15 protein-coding genes are annotated in these 14,667 nt (G+C 39.2%); 10 read left to right on the forward strand and 5 right to left on the reverse strand.

The window, feature by feature from the left end; genetic code table 11:
* Positions 1 to 242 precede the first annotated feature (242 nt).
* Both ABIE66_RS28700 and ABIE66_RS28705 read right to left on the reverse strand, forming a co-directional pair.
* Positions 243 to 617, reverse strand: coding sequence for a hypothetical protein (locus tag ABIE66_RS28700; protein WP_370017235.1), 375 nt, complete (start codon positions 615 to 617; stop codon positions 243 to 245).
* 377 nt (positions 618 to 994) lie between these two features.
* Entirely contained in the window at positions 995 to 1,591 is a 597-nt protein-coding gene (locus tag ABIE66_RS28705) for a serine/threonine protein kinase (protein WP_370017236.1), read from the reverse strand.
* Positions 1,592 to 1,911: 320 nt separating this feature from the next.
* Here ABIE66_RS28705 and ABIE66_RS28710 point away from each other — a divergent pair, with 320 nt between their 5' ends.
* The 4 genes from ABIE66_RS28710 to ABIE66_RS28725 are packed head-to-tail and all read left to right on the forward strand — an operon-like array spanning position 1,912 to position 5,165.
* Positions 1,912 to 2,385: an NUDIX hydrolase gene (locus ABIE66_RS28710; RefSeq protein WP_289323177.1), complete on the forward strand. Its 474-nt coding sequence runs from the start codon at positions 1,912 to 1,914 to the stop codon at positions 2,383 to 2,385.
* Positions 2,385 to 3,473, forward strand: a complete 1,089-nt coding sequence (locus ABIE66_RS28715) for a glycosyltransferase (RefSeq protein WP_370017237.1) — start codon at positions 2,385 to 2,387, stop codon at positions 3,471 to 3,473. The genes ABIE66_RS28710 and ABIE66_RS28715 overlap by 1 nt, the downstream gene beginning before the upstream one ends.
* A 1-nt stretch (position 3,474) precedes the next feature.
* The gene (locus tag ABIE66_RS28720) at positions 3,475 to 4,341 is read left to right on the forward strand and encodes a HipA family kinase (protein WP_370017238.1); all 867 of its coding nucleotides are present in this window, start codon (positions 3,475 to 3,477) and stop codon (positions 4,339 to 4,341) included.
* A 35-nt stretch (positions 4,342 to 4,376) separates the two neighbouring features.
* Positions 4,377 to 5,165 (forward strand): HipA family kinase, encoded by a 789-nt coding sequence (locus ABIE66_RS28725; RefSeq protein ID WP_370017239.1) that lies wholly within the window; start codon positions 4,377 to 4,379, stop codon positions 5,163 to 5,165.
* 64 nt (positions 5,166 to 5,229) lie between these two features.
* Here ABIE66_RS28725 and ABIE66_RS28730 read toward each other — a convergent pair whose 3' ends face one another.
* Together ABIE66_RS28730 and ABIE66_RS28735 are read right to left on the reverse strand one after the other, a co-directional pair.
* On the reverse strand, positions 5,230 to 5,799 hold the full coding sequence (locus ABIE66_RS28730; protein ID WP_370017241.1) for a serine/threonine-protein kinase: 570 nt from the start codon (positions 5,797 to 5,799) through the stop codon (positions 5,230 to 5,232).
* 34 nt (positions 5,800 to 5,833) lie between these two features.
* Positions 5,834 to 6,430, reverse strand: a complete 597-nt coding sequence (locus ABIE66_RS28735; RefSeq protein WP_370017242.1) for an RIO2 family protein — start codon at positions 6,428 to 6,430, stop codon at positions 5,834 to 5,836.
* A 169-nt stretch (positions 6,431 to 6,599) separates the two neighbouring features.
* Here ABIE66_RS28735 and ABIE66_RS28740 point away from each other — a divergent pair, with 169 nt between their 5' ends.
* The 3 genes from ABIE66_RS28740 to ABIE66_RS28750 all read left to right on the forward strand — a co-directional run bounded on the left by ABIE66_RS28740 (position 6,600) and on the right by ABIE66_RS28750 (position 10,167).
* On the forward strand, positions 6,600 to 7,229 hold the full coding sequence (locus ABIE66_RS28740) for a serine/threonine protein kinase (RefSeq protein ID WP_370017243.1): 630 nt from the start codon (positions 6,600 to 6,602) through the stop codon (positions 7,227 to 7,229).
* Positions 7,230 to 7,564: 335 nt separating this feature from the next.
* The gene (locus ABIE66_RS28745; protein ID WP_370017244.1) at positions 7,565 to 9,469 is read left to right on the forward strand and encodes a hypothetical protein; all 1,905 of its coding nucleotides are present in this window, start codon (positions 7,565 to 7,567) and stop codon (positions 9,467 to 9,469) included.
* A gap of 500 nt (positions 9,470 to 9,969) precedes the next feature.
* Positions 9,970 to 10,167 carry a hypothetical protein gene (locus ABIE66_RS28750; protein ID WP_370017245.1) on the forward strand — a complete coding sequence of 66 codons (198 nt, stop codon included), beginning with the start codon at positions 9,970 to 9,972 and terminating at the stop codon, positions 10,165 to 10,167.
* Positions 10,168 to 10,452: 285 nt separating this feature from the next.
* On the opposite strand, the gene ltrA is transcribed toward ABIE66_RS28750, so the two are convergent.
* Positions 10,453 to 11,715, reverse strand: coding sequence for a group II intron reverse transcriptase/maturase (ltrA, locus tag ABIE66_RS28755; RefSeq protein ID WP_289323195.1), 1,263 nt, complete (start codon positions 11,713 to 11,715; stop codon positions 10,453 to 10,455).
* A 1,303-nt stretch (positions 11,716 to 13,018) separates the two neighbouring features.
* Here ltrA and ABIE66_RS28760 point away from each other — a divergent pair.
* From ABIE66_RS28760 to ABIE66_RS28770, 3 genes are all read left to right on the forward strand, one after another.
* Positions 13,019 to 13,318, forward strand: coding sequence for a hypothetical protein (locus ABIE66_RS28760; protein WP_370017246.1), 300 nt, complete (start codon positions 13,019 to 13,021; stop codon positions 13,316 to 13,318).
* A gap of 237 nt (positions 13,319 to 13,555) precedes the next feature.
* Positions 13,556 to 13,966, forward strand: coding sequence for a hypothetical protein (locus ABIE66_RS28765; RefSeq protein WP_370017247.1), 411 nt, complete (start codon positions 13,556 to 13,558; stop codon positions 13,964 to 13,966).
* Positions 13,953 to 14,543 carry a hypothetical protein gene (locus ABIE66_RS28770; RefSeq protein ID WP_289323162.1) on the forward strand — a complete coding sequence of 197 codons (591 nt, stop codon included), beginning with the start codon at positions 13,953 to 13,955 and terminating at the stop codon, positions 14,541 to 14,543. Before ABIE66_RS28765 ends, ABIE66_RS28770 begins: the two co-directional genes overlap by 14 nt.
* Positions 14,544 to 14,667: the final 124 nt, after the last annotated feature.

Below are 14,667 nucleotides of genomic sequence, written 5' to 3' on the forward strand. Positions count from 1 at the left end.
TGGTTCCACATCATTTGCAAAAGTAGTCATTATTTGGAGTTATCATGCATGTCCGTCCAAATTCACTTAAAATATCAGCCTGATACTGTAATTAATTTAACTGGAATTTAAATCAGGTGAATAGGTAAATACATAAAAATATAAAAAAAGATCATACCTAAATCTAGGGTTTACTGATCCTTCATTACATAGTCCATGCTAAGCATTTCGTTCTACAAAAATATATTCTTTGCAAGAATGTTTTATTTTAATTTCAATTCCGCTAAGTCATGATGTAAAACATTATTTCCTTCTTGCGGATTAAACACAACAGCATTAAGTCCAAAAACATTTGTAACAACATCTTTGTCATCTGGATGGATTATTCTTACTTCATAAGCATAAGTCGTATCAGGAAGAGCTGTTGATCTAAAAGTTACATATTGATTAGGGGCTAGTGTTTGTGAAGCAGGATCTTCCATTTGTAATAAAACAGGTGAACCTGATGACCAGTCAAACATTTGAACGGTTACTGTACGAAAGTCATCTGGATCAACATTTATGGCTTCAACAGTGAGAAATAAAGTATCAGAGTTTCTTCGTAATACACCGGTTGATAGAACATCACTTTTACTCATATTAAATCCCTCTCTTTTTTAAAAAATTTGGACAAGCAATCTTCATAATATATGTCTCAAAAAGAAAATTGACACGTACAAAAGTGGAATCGATGTACTAACATTCATAGAGGGAACTCCTCGACTTTTACGAACGGGAGTAACAATGCTTTACCGCCCATTTCTCAAATTTTATAGGTTAGTAGAATTCCAACCTAAAAAGTCGAACTCCTCTACGTTAAGGGCTCGACTTTACTCTTTTAGATTTCCCTGCTTGTACAACATAATTGGTTTTGTGAGGAAATCATCATGCATTTTTTTGACCTATGCCATATTTGCCCCACTTAAATCCTTTGAAGCACCAATTTTCCCATATTGTCATCCTATCGGGTAGGTTCCTATATCGCATTGAAATCGATATTTTTCTGCCAGTCTTCATATGATTCAGGATCGATTTTCTTTGCTTGTTCCAGGAATTTATCCAATAACCCCAATTTCTTTAGATCACGAAACATCTTCGGATTATATGGATCATTCATTGTGAGACCATCTGAATGATCGATTGCTTTCAGCACATTCCCCTCTGTTACAACAAAATGTCCGATTGAGGTCTTGATCCTAATAAATCCAACTCTCTTTAGTTCCTTTCGAATCATTATGATTTGTTCTGTAAACGATTCGGGAATATCTTGAATTTCTTTCAAGTAATCTTTTAAATTTGGACCTTTTAAATACTCCATAATTACATAGTTTGGTCCAACTTCATATAACCTCGGAACAATATGAGTTTCCTTCGCTGCTTCAAGTGCTTTCCCCTCTTTAGTTGCTGCATTTGGATTGACATAAATCTTTACGCAAAGATCTTTATCAAGCTGGAAAACAGCACCTTGAGTTCCTTCCCCAATTAGTTTTAATGTGGTTGGATTATGAATAATAAGCTCTTTTGCACCGTTCTTTTCTATTCTTTCTACCTTAATTAATTTAAAATCATTCATCTAATCTACCACCTCTTTTCTTCTTTTTGATAACCCTAATATCTATAATATGAAATCATCGATTTGTTGCTTTAGGTTAATAACACACTTTTTCACAAAATTAAGTCATACCCTCTTTTACAAGGTTCTTATTGACGAAAAGATCCTAAAGGAAAGCTTTTCCCAGGATTTCTTCAGTGTCTTATGCTCATACACTACAATTAAGAACTTTACAAAAAACATACAAATATATGTACTTGTCCGTTTCAAATCCTTTCCAATTTGCATTTACTATAAAAGAGGAATAACCAGAAAGGAACTGATCAGAAAGGAGACTTTACATGGGATACATTGAAGATTTACGTGCGCTCGTTGGGCCAAGAGCTTTGATACTTACAGGGGTCACCGTTTTGGTTATCGATCAGAACAGCCGTTTTCTGATGGTACAATCCGATAAAATGTGGAAATTGCCAGGCGGCTTTATCGAATTAGGAGAATCTGCGGAAGAAGCATGCAGGCGTGAAATTTTGGAGGAAACAGGAATTAATATCGGTAACCTTCAATTAATTGGCGTTTTTTCAGGGAAGGAATATTTTACGAAGCTGCCTAATGGTGATCAATACTTTCCAGTCAACATTGCTTACGTGACCGAAGACATACTCAGCGGGGATTTAAAACCTGATGATATAGAAATACAAAAGGTTCAATTTTTTAAATGGTCCGCCTTTCCGAAAGATTTAACTGAAAGAGATCGACAAATATTTCAAAGTTTTATCGAAAATTTGATTTTAGAGGGAAGGAAGGGATTGAAATAGTGAAGACAATCGCTTTTTACATTAGAGAACCTATTAAAATAAATCAAGGATTTATGTACAATCAGATCATTATGTTGGATCAATATCGGCCTATTGTAATAGGCCCTTACCCAAATAGCGACAATGTTCAATATCAGTTTGAACATTATTATAATTTGAACGATATTCAAGACCTTGGAGCCTTCTTTAAGGAGCAAAATGTAGTTGCAATTCACGCTCATCAAGGGAAACATTCCATCGATATTTTACCAACAGCTGTAGAGTATGATATTCCTTTGATTGTGCATTTTCGAGGACGTGATTCATCCACTCAAACATATAAGAGATTTCGCAAAAATGTCCTCCGATATCAAAATTTAGTAAAACATGGAGCTGGTTGTTTTGCAGTTTGCCATTTTCTTGCGGATGAATTAAAAAAATTAGGGTTTAAAGAAGATAAAATACATGTATTATATGGCGGTCTAGATTTAGATTTATACCCATATTTCCAACGTTCCCTACCTAAGGAAGGAGAAATTAGAATCTTGTCTGTAGCCAGACTTGTCGAGAAAAAAGGATTTCTTACGCTTTTGAAGGCTTTTCAACGGATTCATCAGGAATTCCCAAGAACGACCCTGCATATTATTGGGACAGGTGAAGATGAAGAGAAGATAAGAGTTTTTATTGATGAAAACCAATTAAACAAACACGTTTTTCTAAGAGGACCAATGGATTCCAACCAAATTTCTAAGGAATTAAGAGATTCCCATCTCTTTTGCCTTGCTAGTGAAACGGGCGAAGATGGCGATGTAGAAGGGATTCCAAATGCATTAAAAGAAGCCATGGCAAGCGGTTTACCGGTCATCTCCACCTTTCACGGAGGGATTCCAGAATTGATTGAGCATAAAAAATCAGGATTCCTTGTTCCTGAGAAAGATGATTTAAAATTGGCTCAAGGTATAAAATATTTCCTGAGTCATCCAAGAGTATGGAAAAGATATACTAGAAGTGCAAGACAGGTTATTGATGAAAATTTTGATTTGAATAAGCAAATCATCGAACAACAAAGGCTATACAGCTTAATAGAAAAAAATAACGGAGATAATTGACATGGAAACCATGGGACAGTCCAAATATCCAGTTGAGCTCGTACAAACTTTAGTGGGTGGAACGGCTCATGTCATTCTTTTTAGCGACGGTAAAAAATATGTAGTGAAATGGAACGGTACTCAGAATAAAAGAGCCAAAGAAGTAGTAAATGAGTATGTGGTCGGTAAATTAGCAATGTTTCTTTCCCTTCCTGTTGTCCCCTTCGAACTAGTATTTATCCCAGAAGAATTCATAAAGAATACTCCTAAATTACATTCAAAAAAATACAAATTCAGTTCTGGATACCAATATGCGTGTTTATTTATCGAAAACAGTATGGTACCAGATGAAGTGGTTAAAGCTTTTCCATCCAAGACGGAAGTGAAAAATCAAGATATGCTTGCCGCAATGGTGGTATTCGATCTTTGGGTGAATAACATCGATCGGACTATGAGCAATTTACTTCTGGAACATCTTAGTGATGGCAGCTATTTTGTCCATTTGATTGATCATGGTATATGTTTTCCGGGTGGATATCAATGGTCTGCAAAAACGCTTACTCAGAAACTGAATTATGATTTCCCTTACCAAGAAACTTACCGATGGGCCTTCTCAATGCTTAATGAAGAAGATTTTACATCGTTTGTAGATAAAATTGTATCCCTTCCAAACGAATTAATCTATGAAGTTACCCAATCCATCCCTGAAGAGTGGGGAGTCTCGAACGAGGAAAGTGCAGCGCTGTACAATTTTCTTGTAGAACAGAAAAGTCATTTACCGAATCTTATAACCAATTTCATCAATCAATACAAGAGCAATATAGTTAATAAAAAAGATAAAGAGAAAAAGGTAAAGAATAAAAAAGATAAGAAAAATAAAAAGAAATAGAGCTAGACAAATATTTCTAAAGGAGACAAAGTGATATGACAAAATACCCAGTTAAATATGTACAAACCTTAAGGGGCGGAACCGCTCATGTCATTCTTTTCAGTGATGGCAAAGAATATGTAGTGAAGTGGTTCGATACTAAGAAAGGAAGAGAAAAAGAAGTAGTCAATGAGTACCTGATCGGCAAATTGGCAGAGCTCCTTTCACTTCCCGTTATCCCATTTGACCTTGTATTTATACCGGAAGAATTTATCAAGAAGACTCCTGAATTACAATCTACTAAACTCAACTATAGTTCTGGATACCAGTATGGCTGTGTTTTTATTGAAAACAGTACAGTTTTCGAGAATGTTAGAGTAAATCCTCCCACTAAGACGGATGTTAAAAACCGAGATATGCTTGCCGGTATAACGGTATTCGACCAATGGGTGAATAATTCTGACCGAGGTACGATGAATGTCATTTTGGAAATTCTCAATGATGGAGGCTATTATGTCCATATGATTGATCATGGCAGAGTTTTTCCGGGTCGCTACCAATGGTCTGCTCAAACGCTAAGTGAAACACCGGTATATAACTACCACTGGCCTTTTTATAAATGGACCTTCTCTCTTCTCGATGATCACAAAGAGCTTACATCGTTTATAGAAAAAATAGTGAATTTGCCGAACGAATCGATTTATGAAGTGATCCAATCCATCCCTAAAGAGTGGAATGTGGGTACGAAGGATAGAGATGCTCTTTACCAGTTTCTTTTAGAACAGAAAAATAAATTGCCAGATATCGTGGATCGTATCATCCATCATCATAGCAATCCAAAATAACGTGGGTTTTTTTCCACAGAATAAAGTAACTCCTTATCAGCTTTAAGGGAGTTACTTTTTTTGTCTATAAATCTTTCCATTCCATATAGGATTCCGGGTCCATTTCTTTTAACTGTTCCAAGAACAACGGTAATAGACCCAACTTTTTTAAACCTTTGAATATCAACTCTGGCCGGTATCGAACCCTTGTATAGGAGCTATAATGATCTATTACTTTTAATTCCTCTTCCTTTGTTACAATAATGTGGCGCAAATCGGCATCCAATCTGGTAAACTTTAAACGCTTCATTTCATTTAGCACAAAAAGAATTTGCCTCATCATTTTTTCGGATAGGACCCCTCCAGACTCTAAATACTGGAATAAAGTTGGCCCCTCAATATATTCCATAATAATATAGTTTTGCCCAACCTCGTAAAGCCGGGGAATTGTGGGAGAATTCTGTGCAATTTTTAATACATCCCCCTCTTTAACGGCATATTCTGGTTTTGCACAAATTTTCACGCATTTGTCTGAAGAAATTTTAAAAACGGCTCCTTGCGCCCCCTTACCAATCAGCGGAAACGACGTTGGATTTTTTATTACATCTACTTTTTTAATCCCTTCAGTAACCCTAATAGATTTAAAGTCCTCCACTTTCTATCACTCCTTCACATTTCCTATCATGATATTACTTTTTATCCTTTTTTTTCTTTTTCTCTAAGTTTCTCCATTCCATATAGGATTCTGGATCTGCTTGTTTTACTTGTTCCAAAAATGATGAAAATAGACCCTTTTCATTCAAATCTTTGAACAGCTCTGTAGGTACGGAGTCAATTTTTATAAAAGAATTCGCATGGTCTATTACTATAAGCTCTTCTTGAGTATTCACGAAGATATGTCTTAATTTTGCGTCCAGCCGTGTAAACTTTAAACGTTTCATTTCTTTTAGCAAGAATAGGATTTTCTTCGTCATATCTTCTGGTAAGAAATCTTTTGATGCAAGTAATTGGTCTAAAGAAGGACCGTCAATGTATTCCATTACGATATAATGGGATCCGACTTCAAAAAGCCTTGGAACTATGCGCGCTTCCTGTGCAGCTCTTAACGCTTGACTCTCATTTAGACAACGTTCTGGGTCCGGAAAAATCTTCACACAGCGATCAGGAGAAATTCTAAAAACAGCGCCTTGTTTTCCCTTCCCTATCATCGGATACGATGTTGGATTGTCAACAACGGTTACTGTTTTTTTACCACTTGAAACAATAATAGATTTAAAATCCTCCAATATCGATCAACTCCTTTTTATATGTTTGGGCTCCTTGATTGAGGTCCATAGCTTACTATATTTTATGTAAATGATTAGAGTTTGCTATAGTCAAGCGCCGTTTCCTTGTCCTATTGTCATCATATAATGAATTTATGAAATCCTTTTCTCGTCAATATATCTTGACCCCATGAATAACAAGAATTTTAGTGAAAAGGAAGCGAACAGCATGAATGATTTCAGCTCTATTACTGTGACTCGCAGAGGAAAAGAAGAGGAGTTGGTTGTTAATAATCCGACTTCATACCCATTGATAGGCAAAGGGATACAGGGAGCTGTATTCAAGTTAACGGAAGATCGTTGTGTGAAGATATTTTTAAAACCGAAAAATGTTAAGAAGGAAAAAGAGGCGATGATCAAAGGTCAAGGTTTGCCATTTATGCCGAAGTTTTTTGAATCAGGCCCAAATTATATCATTATGGAATACATCGATGGTCCTTCATTACGTGATTATCTTAAGGAACAAGGGACGATATCCGAATCTATTACCCAGCAGCTGGTTAGTATGAAAAAGGAAATGAAGCGCTTAGGGTTTACTAATTTGGATCGCTGCGTCATTCGTCACATATTTGTTGATAATCAGCAGGTTCTGAAAGTCGTAGATCATGCGAATTCTTATGATTGGAAACCCATACCGGTTCGGCTTTTAGATTCCTTATCCGAACTAGGATTAATTGACCCCTTTTTGCAGCAAGTCAAAGTTTTGGACTCTGAACTCTATTCCGAATGGAAGAACTTCCTGTCAAAGCCGCGCAAGTGAAGGTGACGAGCTATTTTCAAGCTTGAGTTAATTATAGACCCAACCCTTACAAGTAATTAAATGATCCCTCTTGGAAGCAATTCGCGATAAACATGTCGCGAATTTTTTACGGCCTGCATCTTTCTGCCCTTAGAATCATTTTTTTGCCTTGGAGTTGAAGGATCTGCTGCGTGGGAACACCGACACGCCTATCGCAGTTCTAATACAAAGAGCATTTAATCACGTTCCGAACAATGGCGCGTAGAACCTATTGGATAGATACTTGACCAACCCAATCCAATTTAGTTGGAATTCCATAAATTAAAAGTAATGCGTTGGAAAAGGAGGATACAAAATTGGGTAAGGATAAAAAAGATAAAAAATGTAAAGATTGCGGCCATAGTAAATGCAAATGTGATCATAAAAGTGATCATAAAAAGTGTAAGGATTGTGGACATAGCCAATGCAAATGCTCATCTAAACAAGAACAAAAGGTAGAGCAAAACATTGAAGTGAAAGTAAACGTACCTGCTCAAGGTAATCAAGGTAATCAGGGACCTCAAGGACCTCAAGGACCTCAAGGACCTCAAGGACCTCAGGGACCTCAAGGCGCTCAAGGTGCTCAAGGCGCTCAAGGCGCTCAAGGTGCTCAAGGTGCTCAAGGTGCTCAAGGTGCTCAAGGCGCTCAAGGTGCTCAAGGTGCTCAAGGCGCTCAAGGTGCTCAAGGTGCTCAAGGCGCTCAAGGTGCTCAAGGTGCTCAAGGTGCTCAAGGCGCTCAAGGTGCTCAAGGTGCTCAAGGTGCTCAAGGTGCTCAAGGACCTCAAGGACCAACAGGACCGACTGGACCGACTGGACCAACTGGACCGACTGGACCGACAGGACCGACTGGACCAACTGGACCGACAGGGCCGACAGGGCCGACTGGACCGACTGGACCGACAGCACCAACTGGACCAACTGGACCGACTGGACCGACAGGACCGACTGGACCAACTGGACCGACAGGGCCGACAGGGCCGACTGGACCGACTGGACCGACAGCACCAACTGGACCAACTGGACCAACTGGACCAACTGGACCGACTGGACCGACTGGACCAACAGGACCGACTGGACCGACAGCACCAACAGGACCGACTGGACCAACTGGACCGACAGCACCAACAGGACCGACTGGACCGACTGGACCGACTGGACCGACTGGACCGACAGCACCAACAGGACCAACTGGACCAACTGGACCAACTGGACCAACTGGACCAACTGGACCAACTGGACCAACTGGACCAACTGGACCAACTGGACCGACAGCACCAACAGGACCAACTGGACCAACTGGACCAACTGGACCAACTGGACCAACTGGACCAACTGGACCAACTGGACCAACTGGACCAACTGGACCAACTGGACCAACTGGACCAACTGGACCAACAGGACCGACTGGACCGACTGGACCGACTGGACCGACTGGACCGACTGGACCGACTGGACCAACTGGACCAACAGCACCGACTGGACCGACTGGACCGACTGGACCGACTGGACCGACTGGACCGACTGGACCGACTGGACCGACTGGAGAAACAGGACCAACAGGACCGACTGGACCGACTGGAGAAACAGGACCAACAGGACCGACTGGACCGACTGGACCAACTGGACCGACTGGACCAACTGGTCCGACTGGTGCTACTGGAGCTACTGGTGCTCCAGGATCTGGAGGATTAATTCCATTTTCAACGGGTATTATCATCAGTGGTGCTACAGTAGTCTCAGCTGCCCCAATTTTAATGGGTTTTGGTAATCACACGGTTGAAGTTATTAACGCTTCTGGCGAATCAACTAGTCCACCAGAAGCAGGTGGTTTTGCTTTCCCAATTCCCTTTGCGGGAACCGTACAAAATTTACAAATAAGCGCAGATTTATTTGTAGCTTCAGAAGTTTCTATAAATGTGACAGCTCTTGTATATGATTTTACAGTTTTCCGCGCACCGTCATCTCCTAATGATGGGATTAGTCATCTTTCTTCATTTTACGAGACAACTACGCTGACTAGCTCGCTTACTTTTGGAGGTCCAGGTAATACGGTTACTGAGGGTACTTTCTATACAGCAACCAATATAAATCTCGAATCATTAGTAGTCGCTGAGGGTGATCGTATTGGTATTCGTATAAGGACGCGTGTAGGGTCTGATCCCTCAGCAGCTGCTATCACCCAACTCTCATTTAGCGCCAGTCTATCTTATACTCCTTCATAAGCCTCCAGCATTGTAATACTCCATTTATTTCATGGATGGGTAAACGATTCGGAAATGAACTGCCGCAGTTGGAAATATTCCGAACTAAGGAATTAACCTGTCATTTATATGACAGGTTTTAATTTTATGATCAAAAAGACCATGGAGAGTCTATAGATATAGCAAAAAAGGGGACTTCTGTGGTTACTTGGAATCTCGAGTGACTGGACCATCTGAAAGAGGGCTGAAAATGTACGTCACCCAGGATTAAACCATCCTGTACCCAATTTTCTTAGAGACGGATGGCCTCACATACATCCTCTCTTCATCCTTTTTATAATCATGGAGGAAATTTTAAAAAATCCAAAACCATGGTCAAAATCGTGGTCACAACCTGACATATAGAACACCTCCTTATTTATTTTCAAGGAGGAACTTAAGTGGGTTATATCATCGTATGGCTCTAATTAGGAAAAAGACCCAATCACGAAGAATGGGAATGATGCAGAATCCGTTACAGCATGGCAATATCCTTCGTGACCTTGGATATAATAGTTGAACGAACATCTGAAGATAGAGAAAGAGCAAAATCAAGAGGTAAACACATGGGGCGCCCTTCACAACCGAGAAAAAATATAGAAGAGGCCCTCCTAAGATATAATAGTAGAAACACGAATGGATTAAATGTAAAAGACATTGTGAAACTCACTGGTTTATAACCAATAGCCAAAATTTTTTCCAATTGGATGCTGAAATTTCCATATAAATGGATGAGTTTTCTAACATCAGCCATTCGATCAGGGACTCTTCGTTGAATGGATATTGTGATTCTCATTGTCTTTGAGATTGTCTTGACGATTTTAGAATTTGTAGAATGAATTCCATGAATCCTGAATCTTATTCAAATATACTGGTCTTTAGTTCGGTAAATCGAGTAGGAGGAGGCGCCTAGCCTCCGACCTCTCACACCACCGTACATACCGTTCGGTATACGGCGGTTCAGTTTAAGTCTGACGTAGTTTTGTATATCGTTCATATAGATTTACTAACCCTTGGTGGTGCCAATAAACATTATTAAGGGTTTTGTCTAGAATAGGACTATGCGCTATGCGCCAATAACCCTTTCTGCTATTTCCCCATTCATACGCTTTTCCAAATGGGGCGCCTAATCCTTTGAGTTTCCTCACTCTCGTTCTTGGCAATTTCCATTGCTTCCATAGGCACATCCTGAGTCTTCTTCGAATCCATGAATCTAAATTCTTCAAAACGTTCGGAGTATCAATGAGGGCGAAATAACCCATCCAACCTCTAAGGTATTGCTTTAACTTATTTATTCGGAGTTTCATGGGTTTCGGTAATTTTCTCGAGGTCATTTCCCTGATTCGTTTCTTTACTCTCTTCACCGTTTGTTTAGCCAGTAGAACCTTCGGGTTCTTCTTTGACTTCGTGAAACTAAAACCGAGAAACGTTCTGTTCCAAGGGCGATCATACTTCGACTTCTCGTAGTTGACCTTTAGCTTCAGTTTATTTTCAATGAAGCTTGAGATATTTCCCATTGCACGTTTGGCGGCTTTTCGTGTCTTCACAAAGATAGTACTGTCATCCGCATACCTTACGAATCGAAGATTGCGTTTCTCTAGTTCTTTATCTAAATCGTCTAACATGATATTAGATAATAAAGGACTTAACGGACCTCCTTGCGGAGTTCCCTCCTCACTTTTATGAAAAAGTCCGCCTATCATAATGCCTGCTTGAAGGAATCTACGAATCAGTTTGAGAACTCGTTTATCTTCAATTTTCCGCTCTAACATTCCCATGAGCTTGTCATGATTCACTTTATCGAAGAACTTCTCCAAGTCCATATCCACTACCCATGTATAACCTTCGGTTATATAGGACTTTGCCTTTCGAACCGCCTGGTGCCCTTGTTTGTTAGGGCGAAAACCATAGCTATTCTCCGAAAAGGTTGAGTCATATATCCTGGTTAATATTTGGGCAATGGCTTGTTGAATGAAACGGTCTAGAACGGTTGGAATACCCAATAGCCGAACTCCGCCGTTTGGTTTCGGGATTTCGATACGACGGACGGGCTTCGGTTGATAGGTACCCTGTAAAAGGGCAGTTTTCATGTTGTACCATTCGGTTGCGAGGTGCGGTCTCAGGTTTTGAACCGGCATTCCATCTACACCATGGCTTCCCTTATTTCTTTCTACACGCTTCAATGCCTGTATTAAGTTTTCCCTCTCTAGTATCTGTTCCATTAACATCGTTGATATCCTTTCTACGTGGATAAATGGTCTATTTGTGCCTTTATCTGCTCCACCCTTTTGAAGTTCCCCGTGTATTCACCACATCTTCCTTCAAATAAGTTCCGTTAGGAATTGTTTGCTTCTTCGCAGATAACGAACGCCTAGTATTCATCCTCCTTAATCTGTTCGGTCCTTCCTTATCTTCTCGAGTAGACAAGTACTATGACCTCTGCTGACTTCTGATGATTCAGCTGTCCATCACTGGACAGGTTACCAAGTGTACTTGGCTGTCATCAGACCTCCCCGGGTAAGAGTGCAATCTTTCCCTCCATCTATCTGCTTCATTTACTCTGTACCACCTTCGGCAGTAAGGACTTTGTTTTGTTTCGCAAACTCATCCAATGATACCTAGCCTTATATGAAGTTCGTGTTCCTCAGACCGAAGGTTTGCCGCTTGCTTCCTTCAGATTCCACGTCACCGTGGACACCCTTGCATTAAGCTAACCACTACTACTGCCTTCATGGTTCGGGACTTTCACCCTATAGATTGCACCCATGCCGGGCGCACGAAAACAGGTTGCTGCAGCAACCTCTCTTATGAAGTAAAGCACCTGTTTCGTGATTAAGATTTATAGAACAATTTAAACCTTCCCATCAAAACGTTGGGCAATTGGTTTTACACAGCCACAAAGGATATTGTTGTTAAAAGTAAGCATGGTTTATTCGGAATTCATTGCAATAAATTAGCAAAGAGAAGATTTAGTATTCTTGAATCTGGACATATTGAACAATAAGTCCTACTAACTACGAATAGTGAGTATTAAACTATTAGGGGCTGTTATATACATTATATATTCTATCGAGGTATATTTTAAAATATATAAAATCTTTACGGGGGTTAATCCGACAGTTTTCAGAACATGCAACATTTTTTTGAACTGGTAAAGGATGGGGATTTGACTGAAACTACGGAATTTTTTCGTAGGGCTCCAAGAAGCTATTTGCTGAAACACAAGTGAATTTTGCATTACAGAAAAACTAGTCCACTAATTGTCATTCTAAATTAGACCTGATCTTATCTTCTGTTTTTTTCTGACTTGTCCTTTTTACAAGGATAAACCATGGCTTAAATAACAATCTTACAGATACTAAAATTGGTCAAATCTAATCTAGACTAGATTACAATCTAAAAAACCAGACTAGACTAAATTTGTTCTTTCATTTCCATGATAAAACCTTACTTCTTGTAACTATCTATATTTGACCAAATGGCATTTTAACCAGCAGACGTCCATATACTATTTTCAAAGGAGGAAGGAAATTGGTGTATAGACCTACCGTAAGATACCCGGATGTTTATAAAAATTATATAGAGAATGTATATAAAGTGACTGATCTAGATCGTAATCAAATTATCCGTTTGGCCTTATTTATAGCCGCACATTCAAAAGAATATAAAAGTATTCTCCAAAAACATAAAATTGCTGACGTCCCTCTCCCCTGCCCGCATTGGGGGCGGGATGAAGAAAGTTGCTGGAAAGATCAAAACTATATAAAAAAACATAATCTAGCCCCATTCAAAATTACTGAACAGGGTGAAATTAAGATTACTTTGAGCTAATTATTTCTTTTTAGATTCATTTGTGCTTTTTACGTAATGTAGCGTGGATGCCTTGTTAGCAAGCTTTTCAGCCAGTTCCTTTGAAATATCTTTACTCATTTCGTATCACCTCACTAAAAAAAGCCTTGCCAAAAATCCTGAAATAAATACCTCCCTCCACTCTTGGCTTAGCAAAACGACGTAACCAACTAACCAACCAACCCAAAGAAAAAGGCAATTTTGAAAGGGGAATAGCAAATGGGAAAGGTTAACCATTTGAATCCGGTTCTATCTTCATCTAATAAAAAAATGATTGAAACGCAAAAAAGAAAAGTTCGTTCGGATAAGCTGCATGACATAAAGATTCCCGTGGACGAATCCGTAGACATGATATTAAGAAAGGAATCCCGACGATACTGGAATGGGTCTAAAACAGCCTTTGGCACAGAGATACTGTTATTTGGACTTACACAGGTGCTCGTATATCCTGACGTCACCTATACGGACCAGCCTTACACGGTTCATTGCAAAGTAGATCATGCAACTTATCAAAAAATAGGCGATTATGCGGACGTTTGGAAATGTAGCGTTCGAAAAGCAGCTCATCGAATATTTGTAGAAGCATACAAAAAGAAACAACTAGGGGGCGTAACCGATGGGGAAATATAGCCAAGCCAATCTTATTGATGAAGAACTATCTTTGATTGGATCATCAAACTTTATCGGGAAATTTCTCCATAGAGTAAATAAATCTTCTACCGTCTTACTGAGTATAGACGTTCCCTTGAATCTATTTTTAAGAGCAGAAGTTTTTTGTGAAGATATTCAAGACCTATCAGACATGCATTTCGAACAAAATGACTTAATGAATCTTTTATATAATGACTTCTTACTTTTTGCGAAAAAGAATCCAGATTCGAAGTCCTTATTCCGATTGCTCACATCATTGGATCAGTATGCTGGTAAAGATTCAAGACTTGAAAAGTATGGGGAAACTACCTTTAAATTAATCCATAAAGATAAAAACCAAGAAATGAAAACGTTGAATTTACGAATGAGAAGAAAATTCGCTTTGCGTGGAGAGGTGTTGCTTGCAGATATGGATGAAGTTCAGCCAGAACATGGCTACACATTAGAAAAGGTATTTGAACTTCTTTATATTGATTTTATTGATAAATTCCGAAAAGGTAATCATGCAGGTGCCGTAGAAAATATCCTACGCCTTCTTGATAATGACATTGAATAGAAAATACACGTAAGGTTATATGCTTTAAAATGTATGGCACACATATACCGTTGATAGGCTTAGCTCACATACCAAAAACTTCTCTTGTTGCGAGTTTGAGATATTAGGTTCACCACTTATCCTA

The sequence above is a fragment of the Peribacillus sp. B2I2 genome, from assembly GCF_041261685.1.
In the GTDB taxonomy this organism is placed as follows: Bacteria; Bacillota; Bacilli; order Bacillales; family DSM-1321; genus Peribacillus.

Coding starts and splice junctions, on each gene's coding strand:
- ABIE66_RS28700 (WP_370017235.1), bottom strand. CDS start 617: ATGAGTAAAAGTGATGTTCTATCAACCGGTGTATTACGAAGAAACTCT.
- ABIE66_RS28705 (WP_370017236.1), bottom strand. CDS start 1,591: ATGAATGATTTTAAATTAATTAAGGTAGAAAGAATAGAAAAGAACGGT.
- ABIE66_RS28710 (WP_289323177.1), top strand. CDS start 1,912: ATGGGATACATTGAAGATTTACGTGCGCTCGTTGGGCCAAGAGCTTTG.
- ABIE66_RS28720 (WP_370017238.1), top strand. CDS start 3,475: ATGGAAACCATGGGACAGTCCAAATATCCAGTTGAGCTCGTACAAACT.
- ABIE66_RS28725 (WP_370017239.1), top strand. CDS start 4,377: ATGACAAAATACCCAGTTAAATATGTACAAACCTTAAGGGGCGGAACC.
- ABIE66_RS28740 (WP_370017243.1), top strand. CDS start 6,600: ATGAATAACAAGAATTTTAGTGAAAAGGAAGCGAACAGCATGAATGAT.
- ABIE66_RS28750 (WP_370017245.1), top strand. CDS start 9,970: ATGGCAATATCCTTCGTGACCTTGGATATAATAGTTGAACGAACATCT.
- ltrA (WP_289323195.1), bottom strand. CDS start 11,715: ATGTTAATGGAACAGATACTAGAGAGGGAAAACTTAATACAGGCATTG.
- ABIE66_RS28765 (WP_370017247.1), top strand. CDS start 13,556: ATGGGAAAGGTTAACCATTTGAATCCGGTTCTATCTTCATCTAATAAA.
- ABIE66_RS28770 (WP_289323162.1), top strand. CDS start 13,953: ATGGGGAAATATAGCCAAGCCAATCTTATTGATGAAGAACTATCTTTG.